At 67.9% G+C, this 24,651-nt stretch carries 13 protein-coding genes; 8 read left to right on the plus strand and 5 right to left on the minus strand.

Annotated features, from left to right (window positions below; genetic code table 11):
- The first annotated feature begins 254 nt into the window (after positions 1–254).
- The 5 genes from DIZ26_RS11420 to DIZ26_RS11440 all read left to right on the plus strand — a co-directional run bounded on the left by DIZ26_RS11420 (position 255) and on the right by DIZ26_RS11440 (position 14,344).
- Positions 255–3,605 (plus strand): PKD domain-containing protein, encoded by a 3,351-nt coding sequence (locus tag DIZ26_RS11420; protein ID WP_112240221.1) that lies wholly within the window; start codon positions 255–257, stop codon positions 3,603–3,605.
- A gap of 313 nt (positions 3,606–3,918) precedes the next feature.
- Positions 3,919–7,506: a PKD domain-containing protein gene (locus DIZ26_RS11425; protein ID WP_232828265.1), complete on the plus strand. Its 3,588-nt coding sequence runs from the start codon at positions 3,919–3,921 to the stop codon at positions 7,504–7,506.
- A gap of 182 nt (positions 7,507–7,688) precedes the next feature.
- Positions 7,689–10,508: a PKD domain-containing protein gene (locus DIZ26_RS11430; RefSeq protein WP_232828266.1), complete on the plus strand. Its 2,820-nt coding sequence runs from the start codon at positions 7,689–7,691 to the stop codon at positions 10,506–10,508.
- 144 nt (positions 10,509–10,652) lie between these two features.
- Positions 10,653–13,472, plus strand: coding sequence for a PKD domain-containing protein (locus DIZ26_RS11435; protein WP_112240227.1), 2,820 nt, complete (start codon positions 10,653–10,655; stop codon positions 13,470–13,472).
- Between the two features lie 50 nt (positions 13,473–13,522).
- The gene (locus DIZ26_RS11440; protein WP_157979682.1) at positions 13,523–14,344 is read left to right on the plus strand and encodes a LamG domain-containing protein; all 822 of its coding nucleotides are present in this window, start codon (positions 13,523–13,525) and stop codon (positions 14,342–14,344) included.
- A 3-nt stretch (positions 14,345–14,347) separates the two neighbouring features.
- Here DIZ26_RS11440 and DIZ26_RS11445 read toward each other — a convergent pair whose 3' ends face one another.
- The 5 genes from DIZ26_RS11445 to uxaC form a co-directional block, all read right to left on the minus strand.
- Positions 14,348–15,421 carry a CDP-glycerol glycerophosphotransferase family protein gene (locus DIZ26_RS11445; protein ID WP_112240231.1) on the minus strand — a complete coding sequence of 358 codons (1,074 nt, stop codon included), beginning with the start codon at positions 15,419–15,421 and terminating at the stop codon, positions 14,348–14,350.
- On the minus strand, positions 15,421–16,434 hold the full coding sequence (locus DIZ26_RS11450) for a sulfite exporter TauE/SafE family protein (RefSeq protein WP_112240233.1): 1,014 nt from the start codon (positions 16,432–16,434) through the stop codon (positions 15,421–15,423). The genes DIZ26_RS11445 and DIZ26_RS11450 overlap by 1 nt, the downstream gene beginning before the upstream one ends.
- Before the next feature lie 3 nt (positions 16,435–16,437).
- On the minus strand, positions 16,438–18,027 hold the full coding sequence (gene cysC / locus DIZ26_RS38595) for an adenylyl-sulfate kinase (protein ID WP_269815382.1): 1,590 nt from the start codon (positions 18,025–18,027) through the stop codon (positions 16,438–16,440).
- Between the two features lie 947 nt (positions 18,028–18,974).
- Positions 18,975–19,457 (minus strand): hypothetical protein, encoded by a 483-nt coding sequence (locus tag DIZ26_RS38275; RefSeq protein WP_232828267.1) that lies wholly within the window; start codon positions 19,455–19,457, stop codon positions 18,975–18,977.
- A gap of 194 nt (positions 19,458–19,651) precedes the next feature.
- Entirely contained in the window at positions 19,652–21,064 is a 1,413-nt protein-coding gene (gene uxaC, locus DIZ26_RS11470; RefSeq protein ID WP_112240235.1) for a glucuronate isomerase, read from the minus strand.
- A 199-nt stretch (positions 21,065–21,263) separates the two neighbouring features.
- On the opposite strand from uxaC, the gene DIZ26_RS11475 reads away from it, so the two are divergent.
- From DIZ26_RS11475 to DIZ26_RS38280, 3 genes are read left to right on the plus strand one after another with little or no spacing between them, the layout of a single operon-like run.
- Complete coding sequence (locus DIZ26_RS11475; protein WP_112240237.1) at positions 21,264–22,265, plus strand: LacI family DNA-binding transcriptional regulator; 1,002 nt, start codon at positions 21,264–21,266, stop codon at positions 22,263–22,265.
- A gap of 14 nt (positions 22,266–22,279) precedes the next feature.
- Positions 22,280–22,486 carry a hypothetical protein gene (locus DIZ26_RS11480; protein ID WP_269815383.1) on the plus strand — a complete coding sequence of 69 codons (207 nt, stop codon included), beginning with the start codon at positions 22,280–22,282 and terminating at the stop codon, positions 22,484–22,486.
- Positions 22,483–24,048, plus strand: a complete 1,566-nt coding sequence (locus DIZ26_RS38280; RefSeq protein WP_232828269.1) for a mannitol dehydrogenase family protein — start codon at positions 22,483–22,485, stop codon at positions 24,046–24,048. The genes DIZ26_RS11480 and DIZ26_RS38280 overlap by 4 nt, the downstream gene beginning before the upstream one ends.
- Positions 24,049–24,651 lie beyond the last annotated feature (603 nt).

Here is a 24,651-nt window from a genome sequence, read left to right on the forward strand (position 1 = left end):
TGTCCGGCAGCTGGCGCGCAGGGGAGAAAGAGACCCCGGATTTGGTCACTGTGGGTGATATTTCGGTGTCCTGAAGTTCTTTGTAACGCGATCTGGCGCCACAGGCAAGTGATTTGTGGACGAAGTGGTGCAGGGCAGGTCCCGGAGGGTGTTTACTGTCCGACCAAGGGGACCTGGTGTGCGAGTGGTACGCCAGGCATGGGTGTGCCCGACACGGCCTTCTGAGCGCCGGCGGGCAGGGGAGAGGAAACACTGTGCGCAAGTCTGTTGTCTGTCTGCTCGTCGCGCTGGTCACAGCGCTGGCGGGCTTCGTGGTCTTCCTGGCGCCGTCGGCGGATGCCGTCCACGTCAGCCAGGACCACCTGGTCAGCGACGATCCGGCCAACTGGACTCCGAACGTGCTCGACGGTTCGGTGAAGTCGATCCAGCAGTTCGGCAACCGGATCATGATCGGTGGAGACTTCTCCCAGATCCAGTCCAAGGACGGCACCACCACCTATACCCGGCACAACCTGGCCGCGTTCAACGCGACCACGGGCGAGATCGACGCGAGCTTCGCGCCCGACCCGGACGGTGAGGTCTCCACGATCATCCCGGCTGAGGACGGCGTGAACGCCTACGTCGCCGGGTACTTCAACAACATCTCCGGTGGCGGCTCGCCGAGCCTGGCCAAGATCAACATCCTCACCGGCGCCCGGGTGACCGGCTTCAAGGCGCCGAAGCTGGACGGCCGGGTCAAGGACCTGCGGCTGTCCAACGGGCGGCTGTGGATCGCGGGCCTGTTCACCACCGTGGCCGGCAACGCCCAGACCGCGCTGGCGACCGTGAACCCGACGACCGGCGCGTACGACCCGTACATGACGCTGCAGATCGCGGGTGTCCACCACGGCGGCGTGACCACCGTGATGAAGATCGACATCACCCCGGACGGCAGCGAGCTCGTTGCCATCGGCAACTTCGACACGATCTCCGGCGTCAAGCACCACCAGGCGCTGATGCTGAACCTGACCGGCGCGACCGCCGCGGTGGAGAACTGGCAGACCAACTTCTACAACACCGCGTGCTCGAGCAGCTTCGAGACCTACATGCGCGACCTCGACATCTCGCCGGACGGTTCGTACTTCGTCATCTCCACCACCGGCGCGTACGGCGGTTCGATGGTCGCCTGTGACTCCACCTCGCGCTGGAACATCGACGCGCGCGGATCCGGGCTGACGGCCAAGTGGATCGACAACACCGGCGGCGACACGACGTACGCGGTCGCCATCACCGGCACCGTGGTCTACACCGGCGGCCACGCCCGCTGGCAGAACAACCCGTTCGCGGCCGACAGCCCCGGCCAGGGTGCGGTCTCGCGGCCCGGTATCGCGGCACTCGACCCGATCAACGGACTGCCGTTGTCGTGGAACCCGACCAGGGACCGGGGCGTCGGCGTCTTCGACCTGCTGCCGACCCCGGCCGGCCTGTGGGTCGGCTCCGACACCGACCGGATCGGCGCCTCGGAGTACCACGCCCGGATCGCGTTCTTCCCGCTCACCAGCGGCGGCCTGATCCCGCCGGGCAACACCCCGACCCTGCCGAACAACCTGTTCGTCGCCGGCCGCCGCGGCGGCATCCTCTTCCCGACCTACGACAACACGATCAGCAAGTCGTCGTACAACGGCACCACCGCGACGCCGCTGACGTCGGTACCGGCCGGTGGCATCACCTGGAGCAACAACCGTGGCGCGTTCATGCTCAACGGTCAGCTGTACGCCGGGTGGTCCAGTGGCGGGTTCGACCGGCGCACGTTCGACGGCACCACCTTCGGGGCACCGACGGCGGTCAACACCGGTGACCTGCTGACCAACATGTCCACCTGGCACAGCGAGGTGCAGGGCATCACCGGCATGTTCTTCGACTCCGGACGGATCTACTACACCCGCTCCGGCCAGAGCTCGCTGTACTACCGGTACTTCACGCCGGAGAGCGACGTGGTCGGTGCGAACGTCTTCACCGCGACCGGCAACGTCACCGGCATCACCTGGTCGAACGTGACCGGTATGTTCCTGGCCGGCAACCAGTTGTACTGGGCCCAGTCCGGCGACAGCACCCTGCGCAGGATGACCTTCAATTCCGCCACCGGTGTACCGGTAGCCGGTACTGCGGTGTCGCTCAACACCGGTGGCATCGACTGGCGCTCCCGCACGCTGTTCCTCTACCAGGACCCGACCGGTCAGGGCCCGAACCAGTTGCCGACGGCCCAGGCCGCGGTCAACTGCACCGACCTGAACTGCACCTACTCCTCGGCCGGTTCGTCCGACCCTGACGGCACCATCGCGTCGTACGCGTGGACCTTCGGTGACGGCGGGACCAGCACCGACGCCAACCCGTCGCACCACTACGCGGCGGCCGGTACCTACTCGGTCGGCCTGACGGTCACCGACAACCGCGGCGGCACCAACACCAAGACGGTGAGCAAGGTGGTCACCCATGTGAACACGTTGCCGGTGGCAACCTTCGGGGAGACCTGCAACAGCCTGACCTGCTCGTTCGACGGATCCGCGTCGAGCGACGCCGACGGCCCGATCAGCTCCTACGCCTGGAACTTCGGTGACGGCGCGACGGGCAGCGGGGCCACCGCTTCGCACACCTACGCGGCCAGCGGGACCTACACGGTCGGGCTCACGGTGACCGACGGCGACGGCGGTACCAACACCACCTCGCACACCGTCACGGTGACCCGGATCAACCAGGGCCCGACGGCGAGCTTCACCACCAACTGCAGCAACCTCAGCTGCTCGGTGGACGGTTCCGCTTCCCAGGACCCGGACGGCACGCTGACCGGGTACGCGTGGAACTTCGGTGACAACGCCACCGGCACCGGCGTGACGGCGTCGCACACCTACGCGGCCGCCGGGACGTACACCATCAGCCTGACGGTGACGGACAACGACGGTGCGACGGCGTCGACCACCAAGTCGGTCTCGGTCGTCGACCCGGCTCGCACGGTGGACTTCGTCGGCGCCAGCCGGGTGAACGGCAACGCTGCCTCCTTCACCAACACGGTGCCGGCGGCAGTCGCGGCCGGCGACACGTTGCTGCTGTTCTTCAGTGACAACGACCCGCTCCCGACCGTCAACGCTCCGGCGGGCTGGACCCAGGTGGAGACGGTGGGCTCGACCAACCAGAACGGCCGGCTGTGGCGCAAGACCGCGACGGCGACCGATGCGGGTACCGCGGTAGCGGTGACCACGTCGGCGGCGACCAAGGCCGATGCAACCCTGCTCGCCTACCGCGGGGCGTCGGGCGTCTCCAACTCGGCGACCAGCAGCGAAACCGTGCTGCAGGCGGCGCACACCACGCCGACGCTGAGCACGGCCACCGTCGGCGGCCGTTTGGTCAGCTACTGGGCCGAGAAGTCGTCGGCCACGACCACGATGTCCGTCCCGGCCGGGACGACCTCGCGAGCGAGCAGCACCGGTACGGGCACCGGCCGGATCACCGCGCTGGCCGTGGACAGCGACAGCCCGGTCACCCCGGGCACCGTCGGTGGGCTCACCTCGACCGCGGACTCGGCGTCGGCCAAGGCGCTGATGTTCACGGTGGTGCTCGCGCCGAACTGACCCCCCACCCCGCAGTACCGGGCAGCCGCCGACCTTCACCGGTCGGCGGCTGTCCGGCATTTCCGCTCGGAGCGCATTCTTGAAGAACCCGTGCCGGCGTTATCGAATTGCCAGACTTTGTCACGCCGGGTGTTGGCAGGATTGCTCCTGTGGCAGGTCAAAAACAAACCTGGATCATTTCCCGGCGAAGTGCTGACGGAGCCGCCCGGCGGGTGTTAACTCTCCGTGTAAGGGGGACCGCCACCGGATCTCGGTGCCGGTAATCAGGGGCAGGGGCCGGTGCACGCTCGTGCGCCGGCCGGGGGAGGAACTCGTGCGAAGAAGTGTCTATTCCGTCATGCTCGCGATCGCCCTGGCGGTGCCGGCCTGGGTGATCCCGGTCCAGGCAAGCCAGGCCGTTCACGTTCCACAGGACCGGTTGGTGAGCGCCGATCCGGCGAACTTCACCCCGAACGTGCTGGACGGCTCGGTGGAGTCCATCCAGCAGATCGGCAACACGATCCTGATCGGGGGTGACTTCCACCAGATCCAGGCGTCGACCGGGGGACCGATCCTGACCCGGAACAACCTGGCCGCGTTCGACGCCACCACTGGTGCGATCAGCACCACGTTCGTGCCGAATCCCGACGGCGAGGTCACCACGATTATTCCGGCCGGTGACGGCTCGAGCGTCTACATCGGCGGGTACTTCAACAACGTCAGCGGCGCCGGCTCGCCGAGCACCGCCCGGATCAACGCCACCACCGGCGCCCGGATCACCACTTTCAAGCCGCCGAAGCTGGACGGCCGGATCAAGGACATGCGTCTGGTCGGCAACCGGCTCTGGCTGGCTGGCTACTTCACCACAGTGCAGGACCAGCCACAAGCCGCACTGGCCACCGTCAACGCGACCACCGGCGCCTTCGACCCGTTCATGGGCCTGTCCATCGCCGGCGTGCACAACGGCGGCGTGCCGACCGTGATGAAGATGGACGTCACCCCGGACGGCAGCGAACTGGTTGCCATCGGCAACTTCAACGACATCGAGGGTGCCCAGCACCACCAGGTGTTCATGCTGAACCTCACCGGCACGAGCGCCGCAGTGGAGAACTGGCAGACCAACTTCTACACCACGGGTTGCTCAGGCGCTTTCCAGACCTACATGCGCGACCTGGACATTTCCCCGGACGGCTCGTACTTCGTCATCTCCACCACCGGCGCGTACGGCGGCGCGAACGTCGCCTGTGACTCGACCTCCCGCTGGGAGACCAGTGTTCGCGGTAGCAACCTGTCCTATCGCTGGATCGACAACACCGGCGGCGACACGACGTACGCCGTGGCTGCGACCGGCACGGCCGTGTACGTCGGCGGTCACCAGCGCTGGCAGAACAACCCGTTCGCGGGCGACAGCCCTGGTCCGGGCGCGGTTTCCCGGCAGGGCATCGCTGCCCTCGATCCGGCGAACGGCCTGCCGTTCTCCTGGAACCCGACCCGCGAACGCGGCGTCGGCGTCTTCGACCTCTACTCCACCTCGACCGGCTTGTGGGTCGGTTCGGACACCGAGCACCTGGGCGCGAACTTCGAGTACCACCCGCGGATCGCGTTCTTCCCGCTCGCCGGTGGCACGGTGGTCAAGCCGAACAACACTTCCTGGCTGCCGAACAACATCTACGCCGCCGGTCCGCGTGGCCCGGCCGCGAGCCCGAGCATCCTCTACCGCGTGAACGCGGCCGGTGACGCGCTCGGTGCCGCCGACGGCGGTTCCGACTGGGCCGCCGATACGGGCGCTTCGCCGGATCCACACCACGGCTCGGGCAGCAACACGGCCGGCTACGGTCCCGTTCCGAACGTCGCCGCGACGGTTCCGGCCTCCACGCCCCGGGCGATCTTCGACACCGAGCGATGGGGTGCGCAGACCTGGAACTTCCCGGTTCCGAACGGCGTACCGCTGCAGGTCCGCCTGTACTTCGCCAACCGGTACGGCGGCACCTCGTCGGTCGGCCAGCGCGTCTTCGACGTGTCGCTGGAGGGCACCACGGTGCTCAACGACTACGACATCGTCGCCGACGTGGGTGACCAGACCGGCACGATGAAGTCGTTCGACATCACCAGTGACGGCAGCGTGGACCTCAGCCTGAGCAACGTGGTGGAGAACCCGCTGATCAACGGCATCGAGATCGTCCGCACCGACCTGACCGACACCGGCGCAGCCGACGCGGTGACGAGGACGGCGTACGACGGGACCACGTTCGGGGCGCACACCTCGACCCCGAACGGCGGGATCAGCTGGCGCGACAACCGTGGCGCCTTCATGCTCAACGGCGTCCTATACGCCGGTTCCTCGGACGGCAGCTTCACGCGCCGCACGTACGACGGCACCACCTTCGGCGCAGCGACGGCCATCAACACCGCCGATGCGCTGGTCCCGATGACCGACTGGCACAGCGAAGTCAGCCAGATCAGCGGCATGTTCTTCGACGCGGGCAGGCTCTACTACACGCTGGCCGGCCAGTCGAACCTCTACTACCGGTACTTCACGCCGGAGAGCGGGGTCGTCGGCTCGTACCGCTTCACCGCGACCGGCAACGTCGCCGGCGTCGACTTCGCCAAGGTGAACGGCATGTTCATCACGCCCTCGTCGATCTACTGGGCGAGCTCGGCGGACGGCAACCTGCGACGCTCCGACTGGTCGTCCGCGACCGGTGCGCCGACAGGATCGTCCACCACGGTGTCCACCGACGACTGGCGGGCGCACACCTTGTTCCTGTTCCAGTCCACGAACGGCACTCCGCCGAACCAGCTGCCGGTCGCGCACACGGGTGTCACCTGCAACGATCTCAACTGCACCTTCTCCTCGGCCGGTTCGACCGACCCGGACGGCACCATCACGTCGTACGCGTGGAACTTCGGTGACGGCGGCACGGACACCGGGGCGAGCCCGGCGCACCGCTACCCGGCGGCCGGCACCTACACGGCGACCTTGACGGTGACCGACAACGACGGGGGTACCGCGCAGGCGACGCAATCGGTCACGGTGACGCACGTCAATGCGACACCGACCGCGTCCTTCACCGTTTCGTGTGCCGGGCTGACCTGTTCGGTGGACGGATCGGGTTCGACCGATCCGGACGGCCCGATCGCCTCGTACGCGTGGACGTTCGGCGACGGCGGTACCGCGACCGGCGTGACGGCCTCGCACACGTACGCCGCGACGGGCACCTTCACCGTCGGCCTCACTGTCAACGACGGCGAGGGCGGCACCGACAGCACCACCCGGTCGGCGACGGCGAACTCGGATCCGATCACCTTCAAGGGATCGGACAACCTGAACGCGAACGTCTCGCAGTTCACCGTGACCGTTCCGGCCGGGGTGTCCGCGGGGGACCTGTTGCTGTTGTTCTTCAGTGACAACGATCCGGCGCCTTCGGTGACCGGGCCGGCCGGCTGGACGCAGGTCCAGACCGTCTCGTCGACGAACCAGAACGGTCGCGTCTGGCGCAAGACGGCCACCGCCACCGACGCCGGCAGCCAGGTCCGGGTGAACACGTCGGCGGTCACCAAGGCCGACCTCACCCTGCTGGCCTACTCCGGAATCTCCGGTACTACGCCGGTTGCGGCTTCGGCCGCGGGCAGCGAGACGGTCAACCGGACGACCCACACGACACCGACCGTGGTGTCCTCGGTATCCGGTGCGCGACTGGTCAGCTACTGGGGGGAGAAGTCGTCCGCGACGACCTCGATGGTGCCGCCGGCCGGGCTGACGGTGCGGGCCGCGTCGAGCGGTTCCGGATCGGGCCGGATCACGTCGCTGACCGGCGACAGCGGTCCGCTGGCAGCGGGAACTCTCGGTGGCCTGACCGCCACCGCCGACTCCGCGTCGGCGAAGGCGCTGATGTTCTCGGTGGTCGTCGCGCCGAGTTGATCACGAATTACAGCGGGAGCGGTCACCGGCCGCTCCCGCTGTAACAGCTCCAGACAATTCCCGATATACCGACGACAGGGGATTTGTGCTCCGTGACTTGTGGTAGTTGGGGCGCCACAATTCACCGGTTTTCAGTGGTATCCGCCGGGTATTCTGCGCGGCGGTTTTTGGGGGAGGATCTTGTGCGCAGCCGTGCTGTTTCCGTGATGCTCGCGATCGCCGTGGCCGTGCTGGCCTGGGTGGTCCCGGTCCAGGCCAGTCAGGCCGTCCACGTTCCACAGGACCGGGTGGTGAGCGCCGATCCGGCGAACTTCACCCCGAACGTGCTGAACGGCGCGGTGAAAGCCATCCTGCAGGTCGGCAACACGATCCTGATCGGCGGCACCTTCACCCAGATCCAGGCCGCGACCGGTGGGCCGATCCTGACCCGGAACAACCTGGCCGCGTTCGACGCGGCCACCGGCGCGATCAGCACGAGCTTCGTGCCCAATCCCGACGGTGAAGTCACCACGATCATCCCCTCGGCCGACAGTTCCACGGTCTACATCGGCGGGTACTTCAACAACGTCAGCGGCGCCGGCTCGCCGAGCACCGCGCGGATCAACGCGACTACCGGTGCGCTCGACCCGACCTTCAAGGCCCCCAAGCTGAACGGCCGGATCAAGGACATGCGCCTGGTCGGCAACCGGCTCTGGCTGGCCGGCAACTTCACCACCGTGCAGAGCCAGCCGCAGGTCGCGCTGGCCACGGTGAACGCCACCACCGGCGCCTTCGACGCGTTCATGCGGCTGTCCATCGCCGGCCTGCACAACGGCGGCGTGACCACCGTGATCAAGATGGACGTCACTCCCGACGGCAGCCACCTGGTCGGGATCGGGAACTTCGACACCATCTCGGCGGTCAAGCACCACCAGATCTTCATGCTGAACCTCACCGGCGCGACCGCGGCGGTCGAGAACTGGCAGACCGACTTCTACAACACCGCCTGCTCGCGGTCCTTCGAGACGTACATGCGCGACCTCGACTTCTCGCCGGACGGCTCGTACTTCGTCGTCTCGACCACCGGCGCGTACGGCGGTGCCGGGATCGCGTGCGACTCGACCGCGCGCTTCAACACCGGCGCGCGGGGCAGCGGGCTCGGCTACTACTGGCTGGACAACACCGGCGGCGACACCACCTATGCGGTCGCCATCACCGGAACCGCCGTGTACGTCGGCGGTCACCAGCGCTGGCAGAACAACCCCTTCGCGGGCGACAGCCCCGGCCAGGGTGCTGTCTCGCGGCAGGGCATCGCGGCCCTCGACCCGGCGAACGGCCTGCCGTTCTCCTGGAACCCGACCCGGGAACGCGGCGTCGGCGTCTTCGACCTGTTCTCCACCTCGGCCGGCCTGTGGGTCGGTTCGGACACCGAGCACCTGGGCGCGAACTTCGAGTACCACCCGCGGATCGCGTTCTTCCCGCTCGCCGGCGGCACCGTTGTCGCGCCGAACCTGACGCCCACCCTGCCAGGTGACATCTACCTGGCCGGACCTCGCAATCCCGCGTCCGACCTGATCAACCGCACGCCGTACGACGGCACGACCTTCGGCACCCGAACAGCAGTCGGTGCCGGCGGGATCGCCTGGAGTACGAACCGCGGCGCGTTCATGCTCAACGGCTTCCTGTACGCCGGCTGGTCGGACGGCAGCTTCAACCGCCGCAGCTACAACGGCAGCACCTTCGGAGCCGCGTCCGCGATCAACACCGGCGACCTGATCGTGAACATGAGCACCTGGCACAGCGAGGTCGCCCAGATCACGGGTCTGTTCTTCGACGCAGGCCGGATCTACTACACGCTCGCCGGCCAGACCAGCTTGTTCTACCGGTACTTCACGCCGGAGAGCGGCGTGGTCGGCGCGATGCGCTTCACTGCCACCGGCAACATCGCGGGCATCACCTGGTCGCAGATGAACGGCATGTTCGTGACGGGCGGCTCGATCTACTGGGCCAGCTCGGCCGGTGGTGGTCTGCAGCGAGCGGGCTGGTCCAGCGCGACCGGCGTACCGACCGGTTCTTCTGTTGTCGTGTCCACGGACGAGTGGCGGGCGCGGTCGCTGTTCCTGATGCAGGGCGCCGGTGCGCCGCCGAATCAGCCGCCGGTGGCGCATGTCGGGTCGACCTGCAGCAACCTGAGCTGCAGCTTCTCCTCGGCCGGCTCGACCGACCCGGACGGCACCATCACGTCGTACGCCTGGAACTTCGGTGACGGCAACACCGGCACGGGTACGAGCCCGAGCCACACGTACGCCGCCGCGGGCAGCTACTCGGTCACGCTGACCGTGACGGACAACGGCGGTGCGACAGGGCAGGCCTCGCAGAACGTGACGGTCAGCCAGAACGCCGGGGCGGTGACCTTCGTCGGCGCCAACGGCGTGAACACGAACGCGACCCAGTTCCCGGTGACCGTGCCGTCCGCAGTGGCCGCAGGCGACCTGCTGCTGCTCTTCTTCGCCGACAACGATCCGGCGCCGACGGTGACCGGGCCGGCGGGCTGGACCCAGGTTCAGACCATCGCCTCGAGCGGGCAGAGCGGCCGGGTCTGGCGCAAGCTCGCGACCGCCGGCGACGCGGGGACGCAGGCTCTGGTCGCGACCTCCGCACTCACGAAGGCCAACGCGACTCTGGTCGCCTACCGGGGTACCGACGGCACGGTGTCCGCATCGGCGGCCGGCAGCGAAACCGTCTTGCAGACGACCCACACGACGCCGACCGTGACGGCGACGGTGGATGGTTCGCGCCTGATCAGCTACTGGGGTGAGAAGTCCTCCGCGACGACCGCGCTGGCGCCGCCCGCCGGCCTGGTGGTCCGGCTGGCTTCCCCTGGCTCCGGTTCCGGCCGGATCACAGCACTCACCGGTGACAGCGGACCGCTGGCACCGGGCACTGTCGGAGGGCTGACCGCTACCGCGGACTCGGCCTCGGCAAAGGCGCTGATGTTCAGCGTAGTGGTGGCTCCCGCCTAGGGGGTTTTTGTAGCGGGGCAACCGGTGGGCCGGTGCTCTTCCCGCGGAGCGAGATGCCGGCACCATCACAGAAATCCAGCGGACCCGGTGGGGGGAAGCGCCGTCGGCGCTCCATCGGGCCCGCTCAGCCAGGGGGTTCCACGTATGGCATTACGCCGTTCGCTGTTGCTGTTGTCCGCAGTCGCGCTCGCCTTGGTGGGCACGCTGCTGACCGTCGGGTCGGGCCGTTCGGCCGACGCCGTTCAGTTGCCGAAGAGCACGATCGTCAGCGACGACCCGGTCGACTGGACGCCACACGCGCTCGACGGCGAAGTGCATGCGCTGATCCAGGTAGGCAACCGGGTGATCGTCGGTGGCACCTTCACCACGATCCGCTCGGCCACCAGCTCGACGCAGATCGCCCGGCGCAGCATCTTCGCCTACAACGCCACCACCGGCGCACTCGACAACGGCTTCCTGCCGACGCTGAACGGTGCGGTGGAGACCTTGCTGCCGAGCGAGGACGGCTTGTCCGTGTACGTGGGCGGCAGTTTCAGCACCGTGAACGGGACCAGCAGGCCACGGCTGGCCAGGATCAACCTGGCCGACGGAGTCCTGAACAGCACCTTCCGGCCATCGGTGAACAGTTCGGTCTACGACATGAAGATGTCCGCCGGGCGGATCTTCATCGGTGGCCCGTTCTCGTCGGTCGGTGGTGTGAGCCGCACCTTGATGGCGACCGTGAGCCCGGAGACCGGCGCGGTCGACCCGTATCTCAACATCACCTTCGGCTCGCCGGTCCGCGGCGGCGCCCTGCAGGTCGACAAGTTCGACATCACCCCGGACGGCACCAAACTGATTGCGCTCGGCAACTTCTCGGTGGTCGGCGGGCTGTCCCGGACCCAGATCGTGATGCTGGACCTGAACGCCACCTCGGCCACCGTCCGGAACTGGTCGACCCCGCGCTTCGAGCCCAACTGCTCGTCGCAGTTCCTGACCTACGTGCACGACGTCGACTTCTCCCCGGACGGCGCGTACTTCGTCGTCGTGACCACCGGCGGCACTCCGCCCGACAAGCTGTGTGACTCGGCCTCCCGCTGGGAGACGGCACCGACCGGCGGCAACCAGCAGCCCACCTGGATCGACTACACCGGTGGTGACACGCTGTGGAGCGTCGCCGTCACCGGCGTCGCCGTGTACGTCGGCGGTCACCAGCGCTGGCTCAACAACACCGGAGGAAGCAACGCTGCCGCTCCCGGCGCGGTGTCCCGGGAAGGGCTGGCCGCACTGGACCCGCTGAACGGCCTGCCCTACTCGTGGAACCCGACCAGGACCCGCGGTGCCGGCGTTTTCGACCTGACCTCGGTCCCGGGCGGCCTGCTGATGGGCAGCGACACCGACCGGGTCGGACGGAACTCCGAGTTCCACGGCCGGCTGGCGATGTTCCCGAACTCGTCGCTGACGCCCCCACCGGGGTACACCGGCCAACTGCCGGGCCCCGTCTACCGGCTTGGTGCCACCACGACAGTCCGCCAGTACGACGGAACGACGGCCGGCGACGCCAGTACGGTCGACACCGGTACTGCGAACTTCACCAACGCCCGGGGTGCCGTGATGATCGACGGCATCCTCTACACCGGCAACTCCGACGGCACCTTGACGCGCAGGTCGTACAACGGCACCACGTTCGGCTCTGCAAGCACAGTGAACCTGCTGGGACTGACCGCGTTCGCCACCGATCTGCGCAACCTCACGGGGATGTTCTTCAGCAACGGGCGGCTGTTCTACACCGTGGCCGGTCAGTCGTCGCTCTACTACCGCTACTTCACGCCGGAGAGCCAGATCATCGGTGCTTCCCGGTTCGTGGCCAGCGGCAACATCACCGGCATCAACTGGAGCCAGGTGTCCGGCATGTTCCTGTCCGGCAACCAGCTCTACTGGGGAACCAGCGCGGACGGCAACCTGCATCGGGTCAACTTCGCCAACAACGTCCCGGTCGCCGGCACCGCGGTGGTCACCAGTGGACCTGGTATCGACGGCCAGGACTGGCGTTCGCAGGGCACGTTCCTGTACGCCGGCAGTGGTCCGGTGCCTAACATCCGCCCGTCGGCTTCGTGGGGAGCCAGCTGCGACCTGCTCGCCTGCAGTTTCGACGGGGCCGCTTCCAGCGACCCGGACGGCAGCATCACGTCGTACGCGTGGGACTTCGGCGACGGTGAAACGGCGACCGGACCGACGGCTTCGCACACGTACGCCGCGAGCGGGACCTACACGGTCACGCTGACGGTGACCGACGACGACGGCGCCACCGGGACCGACAGCCGGCCGCAGGTCGTGTCGAGTGTGGCGAACCCGATCGAGTTCGTGGGAGCGAACTCGTCCAACCAGAACGCGCTCACGCACACGGTGACGGTGCCGCCGTCGACCAGTGCGGGTGACGGACTGCTGTTGTTCTTCACCCAGAACACCACGGCGACCCTGACCGGTCCGACCGGGGTCACGGGGTGGAACCTGGTCAGGACGCTCAACGGCTCCGGATACGTGACCAGGGTCTGGCAGAAGGTCGCCGACGCCGGTGACGCCGGCAAGGACGTGTCGGTGAACCTTTCGGCGTACAGCAAGGCAGGGATGACGGTCGCGGCGTACTCGGGGACCAGCCTGACCGCTCCGGTCGGCGCCTTCGACTCGATGAACGAGACGGTGACCCGCGCTGGGCACACCACTCCGGTCGTGAACAACACGATCGCCGGTGCGTGGCGGGTCTCCTACTGGGCGGACAAGTCGTCGGCGACGACGTCGTGGACGGCCCCGGCCGGCGAGCAGGTTCGCGGTACGTCGTTCGGGGTCCCGAACGGGTACATCTCGACCCTGCTGACGGACCGCGGCGCCGCCGTACCGACCGGACCGCAGGGCGGCCTGACGGCGACGGCGAACAGCTCGAGTCCGTCGGCCACGGCATGGACAGTCCTGCTGAGTCCGCGGTGATTCACGCATCCTCCGGGCAGGGGGATTACGCTTCGGCCAGGAGGTGGCGGATGCCGGGCTGGATGACCAAATGGGGAACTGCCGGCGTGACGGTGGTCGCGCTGGCAGCGGTGCCGTCGTGCGGGTCGGCGGCCGGCGCGGAGAACGACGACACGGCGGCGGTCACGACCACGCCGCCGCCCAATCCACAATTGCTGATCACCTTCGACGACCAGGAGCCGGGACCCGCTGCGGGCCGGGACATCATCGGTGAGGGATCGGCCGCGGCGGAGATCTCCCTGCTCAGCCGCAACAAGCAGAAGGCGACCTTCGTGACGGGTCACCAGGGCGGTATCGCGCTGCGGACACCGCCGTACTCGGGGGAGACCAGCGGCTCGTTCAGCGCGCTTCGGATCGAGCCGGAGGAGTGGCTGTCGCCCGGCTTGTCGGATTTCACCTTCGGCGCCGACATCCGGCTGGACGCGAAGTCCAACGGGACCGCGATCGACAACGGGGACAACGTGATGCAACGCGGGCTGTACGCCGACGCCGCGCAGTACAAGATCCAGGTCGACAAACACCACGCCTCGTGTGTGATCCGCGGGACCGACGGTGCGGTCGTGGTGAAGTCCAAGGCGTTGCTGAACCCGTCGAAGTGGTACCGGCTGACCTGTCACCGGGCGGACAAGACCGTCAAACTGACCGTTCAGGATCTGGAGACGAACCAGCCGCCGGAGACGCTCGAGAAGACCGGCCCGATCGGCACGCTCGACATGATCGGCTCGGAGCCGCTGTCGGTCGGCGCCAAGATCGGCGAGGACGGCGAGATCATCGGCTCGTCCACGGACCAATTCAACGGCCTGCTCGACAACATCAGCTACGAGCGCAGCTGAGTTCTACTGGAAGACGGCCTCGATCAGGCGATCCGTGGCGTGGCCGTCGTCGAGATGGCAGTACTTCGCGCGAAAGGCGTCGTACGCTCCGGCGTACGACGTCCGGAGCGACTCTTCGTCGTTCAGTACCGCGGTCAGCTCAGCCGTCGTCGTCACGAGCGGCCCGGGCGCCTCGGCCTCCAAATCGAAGTAGAAGCCGCGGAGCTGGTCGCGGTAGCCGGCCAGGTCGTAGGTGTAGAAGATCATCGGCCGGCCGGTGATCGCGAAGTCGAACATCGTCGACGAGTAGTCGGTGATCATCAGATCGGAGGCCAGGTAGAGCGCCTGGATGTCCGGGTGACTGCTCACGTCCAGCACGCGGGGATGCCGCGGCACCGGCGACGACGCCGCGACCAGGTGGTGGAACCGGAACAGCAGAACGGTGTCTTCCGGCGTATTGGCGAGCACCTGCTCGACCTCGGCGGCCAGAGGGTTCGGCTTGGCCGTCCCGGTGAGCGCGTCGTCGCGCCAGGTGGGGGTGTAGAGGACCGCGCGGGCGCTGGGGGAGAGGCCGAGCTCGGCGCGGGTCTTGTCCCGGAGTTCGGCGGCGTTCGGCCCGGAGAGCGCGTCGTTGCGCGGGTAGCCGATTTCGAGCACCGATCCGTCGTACCGGAAGGCACTTGAGAGCTTCTCGGTCGAGAAGTGGTTCGGTGAGACGAGGTAGTCCCACCGCTTGACGTCTCTGGCGAGGCGTTTGGCGTAGAGATCTGCTCCGTCGTACTGGGCGTCTGGGACATCGAAGCCGACCCGCTTGAGCGGCGTCCCGTGCCACAGCTGCACGTACGTCGTCCTGCTCGTCTTCAGCGGGTAGCGCGGCATCATGTCGTTGTTGAGGAAGTACTTCGCTGCGGCGATCCGGGCGAAGTACGCCGGGGTGTTGCGGACCACGCGGCCCACGTCGTCGGGGAGCTCCACATCCTGGTCGGAGACGACCCAGATGCGGCGCAGGTCGGGGCGGAGTACGCCGAGGCGCTCGGAGACCGCGCGCGGACTGTCAGCGTACTTGCCCCGCCAGCTCTCGAAGACGACCGTGCTCATCAGCTTTGAACCTTCTGTTCGAGTTGGTCTGGCGGGGTGGTCCCGTCGGTGGTGGTGCCGGCGGTTGCCCCTGTTGCGTCGGTTGCGTCTGTTGCGTCGGGAGCGGCGTCGGCTCGGGCGAGCATCGGGAAGCCGTGGCGGCGGCGGACCAGCATCCACAGCGGCGGCGCGATCAGGGCGGCGCCGAGCAAGGCCAGTCCGGTCGCGGCATTCGGTACGCCCAGGAGCTTCAGCGCGGAGGCCAGCAGCACGAAGGCGAGGACGCGGCGGATCAGGCCGCCCGGCGCGCGGGACGAGATCCGTGCGCCCAGCCAGACGCCCGGCACGCAGCCGACCAGCATCGCGGCGGTCAGATTGAGTTGGAATTCGCCGAACAGCAGATGCCCCAGCGCGGCCGAGGCGACCAGCGGCACGGCCTGCAGCAGGTCGGTGCCGACCAGTTCGCTCGCTTTCAGGCCCGGGTAGAGCGCCATCAGCGCGATGATGATCAGCGAACCCGAACCAACTGAGGTCAGGCCGACAACGAGGCCGCCGAGCACCCCGACAAGGATCGTTGGGAGCGGCCGGGCGGTGAGCTTCGGCCGGCCCTGGGGGAGTGGCGGGAGCAGACCGTCGCGCTTGCGGGCGCGCTCGACCAGGCGGATGTACGCGCGGACAGCCAGTCCGGTCGCGGCGATCAACAGCGCGACGCCGAGCGCCCGCTGGATGATCGTCTGCACTTCTTCGCCGTCGCCGAGCGCCCTGGCGATGAGCACACCGCCGAACGCCGCCGGGATCGACCCCACACACAACCAGCCGACGAGCTTGAGGTGAACAGTGCCCCGCTTGAGATGAACCGCCGCCCCAACCGGCTTCATCACCGCACTCGCGACGAGGTCGCTGGAAACAGCAGCAAGCGGCGGCACGCCGAAAAACAACACCAACACGGGCGTCATCAACGCGCCCCCACCCATCCCAGTCAGCCCAACCACAACGCCCACCCCAAACGCCGCAGCCGCCAACCCCCAATCCACAGCTCACCCCTCCACTTGCACATCAACCGCCAACCCCTGCCCCCCAGGCAAGCCCTCCGCCCCCCGCGCGCCCTGCCCGCTCTCCGCGCTCTCCGCATCCTGCTGCGTGACCCGCGCGCTCTCCGCGCTCTCCGCGCTCTGCGCGCTCTGCGCGACCTGCGCGACCTGCGCGACCTGCGCGGCCTCCGCGCTCTGCGCGACCTGCGCGGCCTCCGCGCTCTGCGCGACCTGCGCGGCCTCCGCGCTCTGCGCGACCCGCGCGGCCTCCGCGCTCTGCGCGACCCGCGCGATCTGCGTTGGCAGCCAGCCGCCTGCCTCGAGATAACCGGTGATGACGGCCAGCGACTCATCGAAGGAGGCCCCAGTCGTGTCCACCCGCAGTTCGGCGTCCAGCGGCTCGTCGTACGGGTCGCTGATCCCCGTGAACTGCGTGACCACACCAGCCCGCGCCTTCTTGTACAGCCCTTTCACGTCCCGCCGCTCGCACTCTTCCAGCGACGTCGCGACGTGAACCAGCACGAGATCTCCAACCGCTTCAACCATCTCGCGAACGGCGGCCCGCGATTCGGCGTACGGCGCGATCGGCGCGCACACCGCGATCCCACCGTGCCGCGCGACCTCAGCCGCCACGAACCCGATCCGCCGCACGTTCAGATCCCGCCCAGCCCGATCGAACCCGAGCCCCGACGACAGCAACCGCCGTACGACGTCCCCATCCAGCAACGTCACAGCCCGATCCACCTGCGCGGTCAGGTAATCCGCCAGCCCCTTGGCCAGCGTCGACTTCCCCGACCCCGAGAACCCGGTGAAGAACACCACCACCCCACGCTCCCGCCGAGGCGGCCGCCACCGACTGAGCACAGGCATCACCTTGTCCAGCAACACATCCGCGCTACCAGCCAGCTCACTGGTTGCCTCACGCAACCGTTCGAGACCTTCAACCCAAAGCCCATCACCGCCCCGCGCGTCCGCCACCCGGGCGTCCGCGTCCCGCGAGTCAGCCGCGTGCGAGTCCGCCTCCTGAGAGTCCGCCTCCTGCGAGTCCGCCTCGTGCGAGTCAGCCTCCGGCGAGTCCGCCTGCCGCGAGTCAGCCTCGTGCGCGCCAGCTTCCGCCGCCGAACGCAGACGCCAAAGGTGCGTTCCTTCAAGCCTGGCAGCGATCGCGGCTCCCAGCGCTTCATCGACGCCTGTCCCACGCCAGCTCACAGGAAGCGGCACCAGCGTGAAATCCGCCGGCGCTACCACCTCCAGGCAGTGCCTAAGTACTGCAGCAGGCACCCCATCCGGACTGGTACCTCCCGCAGGCACGACCAGCACCACGTCATCCGCCCCAAGCCGACGCACGCCTTCAACGTCAAGTTCGGTCAACGGCCGCGCCGCCACCACAACAACCCGCGTCCGCCCCTCGGCGTCAGGCAACTCGACGCCCTCACCAACGCCCGCCAGCCGCCCCTCGATCCACCCCTGCCCCGCGCCCGCCGCCGACGAAAGCTCGCTCAGCACAGCAACCGGCGTCGACTCACAGTCACCAACCACAACCTCGCCCGCCGCAAGCCCACGAGCGATCTCGTCCTCAGAAGCCGGAATCCGCACCCGTCCGTCACCCGGAGACTCACCCGCAGTGACATCCCCCAATACCGCGAACGGCAACCTCACCCCCAGCAGCGCCAGCCGAACATCCGCAACGGTCCGATCGCAGGGACAAACCACCGGCGACCCAGCCCGTCGCTCCTCGACCGCGCGCCACTGCATACGCGTAACTTCCTCCAGCACACCAGCCCCCCAGCTGTGATCACCCGCACCCACGCAGGCACCCCGTCAACTTAGCCCCCGGTAACTCCCCGTCACCCGCGCCCAGTCTCCCCCATTCCCACCCCAGATGCCACCACCACCCCACAACCCACCAGCACGCACTTACCCCCCGCCCAACGAGCGCGCCCAACTGCGTACCCGAGCAGCGCGACCAACGGCGTACCCGAGCAGCGCGTGCGACACGCGTGCCCGAGCAGCGCGAGCAACGGCGTACCCGAGCGGCGCGTACAACGGCGTACCCGAGGCGCGTACGACGCGCGTACCCGAGCGGCGCGAGCAACGGCGTACCCGAGCAGCGCGTACAACGGCGTACCCGAGGCGCGTACGACGCGCGTACCCGAGCGGCGCGTACAACGGCGTACCCGAGGCGCGTACGACGCGCGTACCCGAGGCGCGTACGACGCGCGTACCCGAGCGGCGCGTACAACGGCGTACCCGAGGCGCGTACGACGCGCGTACCCGAGGCGCGTACGACGCGCGTACCCGAGGCGCGTACAACGGCGTACCCGAGGCGCGTACGACGCGCGTACCCGAGCGGTGCGTACAACGGCGTACCCGAGCAGCGCGACCAGCTGCGCACCCGAACAGCGCGACCAACTGCGCACCCGAACAGCGCGTACGACGCGCGGGACCGAGGAGCGGATACGACCTGTGTGCCCCGCGCCTGCGAACTGCGCCGGGGGAGCGTGTGCGAACTGCGTGCCCGAGGAGGGGTCTCGTCGAAGGGGTTAGCGCCAGCGGTCGAAGAACCGGCGCTTTGTGGCCGGCTGTGGCGGATTCTGCGGTTGAACAGGCTGGGGTGCTGGGCCGACGTTCAGACCGAGTGCTGTTGCGTAGATGGCGATGCTGTCCTCGGGGCCGTTCTGGTAGCGCTTCATGACGCGTTGGACGGGCCAGATCGTGGCGCCGTCGGCCAGGGTCAGCTCGACGTTGATCTCGTTCCGCGGATCCTCGTCGTTCGCCTGCCAGGTGCCGCCGGCGTTGCGTCGGAAGACTTCGCCGACGTAGGCACCCAGCGCGAAGATCCGCGAACCGAGGTCGGTCGCCAGCAGGCCGCCCGGCGTCGGTTGCCCACGGTCTGAGTTGTCGTCGAAGAACCGATCGATCGACCACAGGCTCTGCGCGCTGAAGTCCGCCTGGTAGCCGGACGACTGGAGAGCGTACGAGATCATCTCCGCGGATGCGTCGATGTCCTCGATGAGCGAAGCCATTGGATCGATCCTCCGTTTCCGAGCGACAAGTGAGCGAGAGACTACCGCCGCGAGGGTCATCAGCAACGACCCTCACAGAGGAACGCACCGGACCTCTGTGCTCCTGCGGCCTTGGTCAGGTGCCGCATCTGCCGCATCAGGATGGCCAGACAAGCCGTCTCAATTCTCAAGCAGGCCTGCTGACAAGCAGGGTGCTACCTTCGGCGGGCGTAGGTCGTAGCGGCGAGGTTGTAGGCGAGGTCTTGGGCCACCTGAAAGGCGTCGTCCTCGTCGAGGCGGTGTTCGACGACGAGTTTGGCAAGGTAGCCGGCGTCGATCCGCCGTGCCAGGTCATGGCGGGCCGGGATCGACAGGAAGGCGCGTGTGTCGTCGACGAAGCCGGAAGTGTTGTAGAAGCCGGCTGTCTCGGTCACCAATTCGCGGAACCGGCGCATCCCATCCGGGCTGTCGAGGAACCACCAAGGCGCACCCAGCCGCAGGCTCGGATAGACCCCCGCCAGCGGTGCGAGCTCACGCGAGTAGACAGTCTCGTCCACCGTGAACAACACCATCCGAAACCCCTCGGCATGACCGAAGCGCTCCAGCAGCGGCCGCAGCGACCGGGTGAACTCGGCCGCCACCGGAATGTCGTGCCCCTGGTCGGGCCCGTACGTCGAGTGGATCGCCGGATCGTGATCCCGTAGTACGCCCGGATGCAGTTGCATCACGAGTCCGTCCTCGGCAGAGATCGCCGCCATCTGGAACAACATGTGCCCAGCGAAGGCGGCCGCATCAACCGCGGACACCTCGCCTCGCAGAGCGGACGCATAGATACGCGCCGCCTCGCCCTGCTCCAGCGGTGTAGCCGCCGCGCTCAGATGCCCGTGGTCGGTAGCCAAAGCGCCGGCCGCGATGAACGCCTGCCGCCGTTGCCTGAGCGCCTCCAGGTAGCCCTCGTACGACGAGGTGTCGGCGCCAGCCAGTTCGCCGAGTTGACCGGCGAGGTCGCTCCAGCCGGGCCGGTCGAGGTGAACCAACGCGTCGGGACGGAAGGTCGGGATCACCCGGCCGGGCAGGTCGGCCGCGATCTTCGCGTGCTGAGCGAGATCGTCGGTCGCCGCATCGGTGGTCGAGATGACCTCGATCCCGAACCGGTCGAGCAACGCGCGAGGCCGGAACTCCGGCTCCTTCAGACGCGCGGAGATCTCGTCGTACAAGTCGTCGGCCGTCTCGGCGGATGGTGCGACCGTCAGCCCGAGGACTTCGGCGAACTCGTGCTCGAGCCAGTACCTGCTCGGCGTACCGAGGAAGAGGTGCCAGTGGGAGCAGAACTCCCGCCAGATCTCGCGTGGCTCGGCCGTCCGGGTGCCGTCGAGACGGGGGAGGCCCAGCCGGTCGGGCGAAACGCCTTGGGATATGAGCATGCGGGTCACGTAGTGGTCCGGCACGACCAGCAGGTCGGCTGGATTGCCGAATGCCTCGTCCGCAGCGAACAAGGCAGCATCAACATGCCCATGCAGGCAGAGCAGTGGCAGCGACCGGGTCGATTCATGGATCCGCCGGGCGACATCGCGCGCCTCGCCGGCGGGCAGGGCGCGGTCCGGGTGGGGCTGCAGAGCCTTCGGCATGAGTCCTCCGTCAGGTATCGGCTGCAACGTGTGCTGCAAAGGATTGCAGTGATCAAAGCGTGACACAAGTCCAGGAAATAAAGAAAATCGAGCGCTTTCCACAGAGCGCGGAAGGACCACTTGACACAGTGTTGCAAAGGATTGCAGACTCGCTCCACGGCACCGCGTCGCAGTGCCTGTGAGCGATAGGGAGGTGGCCATGCCCGCAACGATTCGCGATGTCGCGCGCCTGGCCGGCGTCTCCCCATCCACCGTCTCGCGGGCGCTTTCGCTGCCGCACGTGGTCAACCCCACGACCCGCGCCCGGGTGATGGCTGCCGCCGACAGCCTCGGTTACGCGCCGAACAAGGCAGCCCGTGGACTGATCACCGGTCGAACCGGCAACATCGGCCTGGTCGTGCCCGACCTCGCGAACCCGTTCTTCCCGAGCGTGGTCAAGGGTGTCCAGGCCCGCGCCGTCGAGTCCGATGTGGCGGTCTTCCTGGCCGACTCCGACGAGGACGCAGCTGCCGAGATCGGTCTGGTGCGGGCGCTGGCCAAACAGGTCGACGGACTGATCCTGTGTTCGCCGCGGTCGTCCGACCACGAGCTCATCGGCATCGCGCAGGAGACCAACGTCGTGCTGATCAACCGGCTCGTCGAGGGCGTTCCCGCGGTGACGTTCGACAACGAAGAAGGAATGCGGCTGGCGGTTGACCACCTTGTCGCGCTCGGCCATCGCAGGATCGCGTGGGTCGGTGGGCCGAAGGCATCCTGGTCCAACCGGCACCGCAAGATCGGGCTGTACTCCGCGGTGCACGACCACCGGGTCGAGCTGGCTCCGGTCGGTTCGTTCCAGCCCACCTACGAGGGAGGTATGGCCGCCGCCGACCAGGTGGTCGCCACCCGCGCGACCGCGGTGATCGCCTACAACGATCTGGTCGCGATCGGGCTGCTGGCTCGACTGCATGCGCGGGGAATCTCGGTGCCTGACGACCTCAGTGTGGTCGGCATCGACGACATCGCCATGTCCCGGATGGCCCGCCCCGCCCTGACCACCGTGCGGTTGCCGAAGCAGAAGTCCGGCCGGCTTGCCGTCGAGTTGCTGCTCGGACTGCTGGAGGATCGCGATCCCGGTTCGATCAGCCTTCGCGCAACTCTGCACGGCGAACTGATGGTGCGGGCCTCCAGCGGCGTGGCACCCGACTCCGCACACCCCTGAAACGGAGGACGCCGGTGGTAGTTGATCAGATGGGTGCCAGTGACTCGTTTGCCGGTACGGTCACGGCGCGGCTTGCCCTCGGCGACCCGTTGATCGACGCCGTGAGGCTTGGCGTTTCTGCCGCCTTGCTTTCCGTCGGCGGTCTCGGCGGTGCCGGTCATGTCGCGACTCTTGAAGAATCACAGGCCCATCCGGCCCGAGCGGTGGAGGTTTGCGGATGATGGAGCGGTTGAGTTCGCGGAGTCTTCCGGTCGAGTGGGCGCCGGAGGTCGATCCACGGGGTTTGAGCATCGGGATCGTGCACCTCGGTCTCGGGGCCTTCCACCGGGCGCATCAGGCAGTCTTCACCGAGCGGGCCGCGGCGATGACCGGCGAGAGTCGGTGGGGCATCAGCGGCGTGAGCCAGCGGTCGGCGTCGGTGCGGCAGCAGCTGGCGCCGCAGGACGGCCTGTACTCCGTACTCACCCGCGGCCTCGATTCGCCTTCCCTGCAGGTGATTGGAAGCATGCGGGAAGTGTCGACCGCGCCGGAGGCCCCGGCCGCGGTCGTGGCGCGAATCGCCGATCCGGCAGTGGCAGTGGTGACGTTGACCGTGACCGAGAAGGGATATCGGGCCGTCGCGGGCGGCGGGCTCGATCTGGCCGATCCCGAGATCCAGGCCGACTTGGCCGGCAGGCCGCCGCGCACGGTGGTCGGTCAGCTGGCCGCCGGTTTGATTCGGCGAGCGGAGACTGGAGCCGGACCGCTCACAGTTCTGTCCTGCGACAACTTGGTTGCCAATGGCCCCTTCCTGCGCCGCTTGATGGAGGACTACGCGGCCGCCCTTGGATCCGTTCGGTCCCGGTCAGTGGACGGCAGATCGGTGCTCGAAGATGGCAGGCAGAGCAAGCTTGGTACGCATGGCGAGCCGGCGGGGGAGCGAGCTGGCGTTGTCGCGATCGGCAGCTCGTCGGGCAATCTGGCTGCGCGGCTCGCGGGGCAGTTGGAGTCGACGCGCTTTCCGGCGAGCATGGTGGATCGGATCGTGCCGGCGACGACGGACGCCGACCGGGAGGAAGCCGCGCGGCTGCTCGGCGTACGGGATGAGGCGCTGGTTGTTGCGGAGCCGTTCATCCAGTGGGTGATCGAGGACGATTTCGCGGGTGCGCGGCCGGCTTGGGAGCGGGCTGGTGCTGTGCTCACGGAAGATGTCGCGCCGTGGGAGCAGGCCAAGCTCCGGATGCTGAACGCTACCCACTCGATGCTGGCGTACCTGGGTGGTCTTCGGGGATACGAGACCATTGCCGAGGCGGTTCGCGACGTCGAGCTCGCCGAGCTGGCGGGTGAGTTGATGACGCGGGACGTCGTTCCGACTCTGACTCCTCCTGAGGGGCTTGATCTCGCGGCGTACGGGACGAGTGTGCTTGAGCGATTCGCGAATCCGGCGTTGAAGCATCGGACGGCGCAGGTTGCCATGGATGGGTCGGTGAAGCTGCCGGTCAGGTTGTTGGGGACGGTTCGCGATCGGCTCGAAGCCGGAGCGGAGCCGCGGATCGCCTCGCTCGCGGTGGCAGGCTGGATGGTCTATGTCGCCACCGGGCGGGATGCGAACGGGCGGGAGTTGGCGCTGGACGATCCGCAGGCGGCGCGGTTGCGGGAAGCCGCCACGTCGGCCGGTCCGGGAGCGGCCGGGCTGGTCGATGCGATGCTGTCGATCGAGACGGTGTTCGACAAAGAACTTGCCGCAGACAAGGTCTTCCGCTCGCTACTGATCGAGGGAGTAAGCAGCCTGCAGAGCGATTAACGTGCTGCGGTCTGCACAGCGGCTGGCTCGCTGCGGTCTGCTGGGCGACGAAGGCGCTGTGGTGCAGTGGGATTGACGTGCTGTGGTGTGCGGGGTGATTGGCGTGCTGCGGTCTGCGCAGCGACTGGCTCGCTGCGGTCTGCTGGGCGACGAAGGCGCTGTGGTGCAGTGGGATTGGCGTGCTGCGGTCTGCGGGGTGATTGGCGTGCTGCGGTCTGCGCAGCGACCGGCTCGCTGCGGCCTGCTCGGCGACAAAGACGCTGTGGTGTGCAGAGCGATTGACGTACTGCGGTGTGCAGGGTGACTGGCGTGCTGTGGTGTGCGGGGTGATTGGCGTGCTGCGATGTGCAGGTGTGCAGGTGTGCAGGGTGACTAACGCGCTGCGGTTCGCGGGGCTACCAACCTGTGGTCCTGTGGGCGCGAGGTTGGTGAGCGGCTTGTGAGCGCCTCAACCGCTGTTGTCAGCGTTTGCTGGCCCGGCAACGATGCCAGCCAAGGGGCGCCACCGCTCAAGGAAAGGCTTCCGGTGCCTAAAAGAACGAGTTTCACCGCGCAAGGGTCGATGCACGTGAGCCTGCTTGTGCGTCTGCACTCCGTCGATGC

It is taken from the genome of Kribbella monticola (assembly GCF_003261635.1).
Taxonomy (GTDB): Bacteria; Actinomycetota; Actinomycetes; order Propionibacteriales; family Kribbellaceae; genus Kribbella; species Kribbella monticola.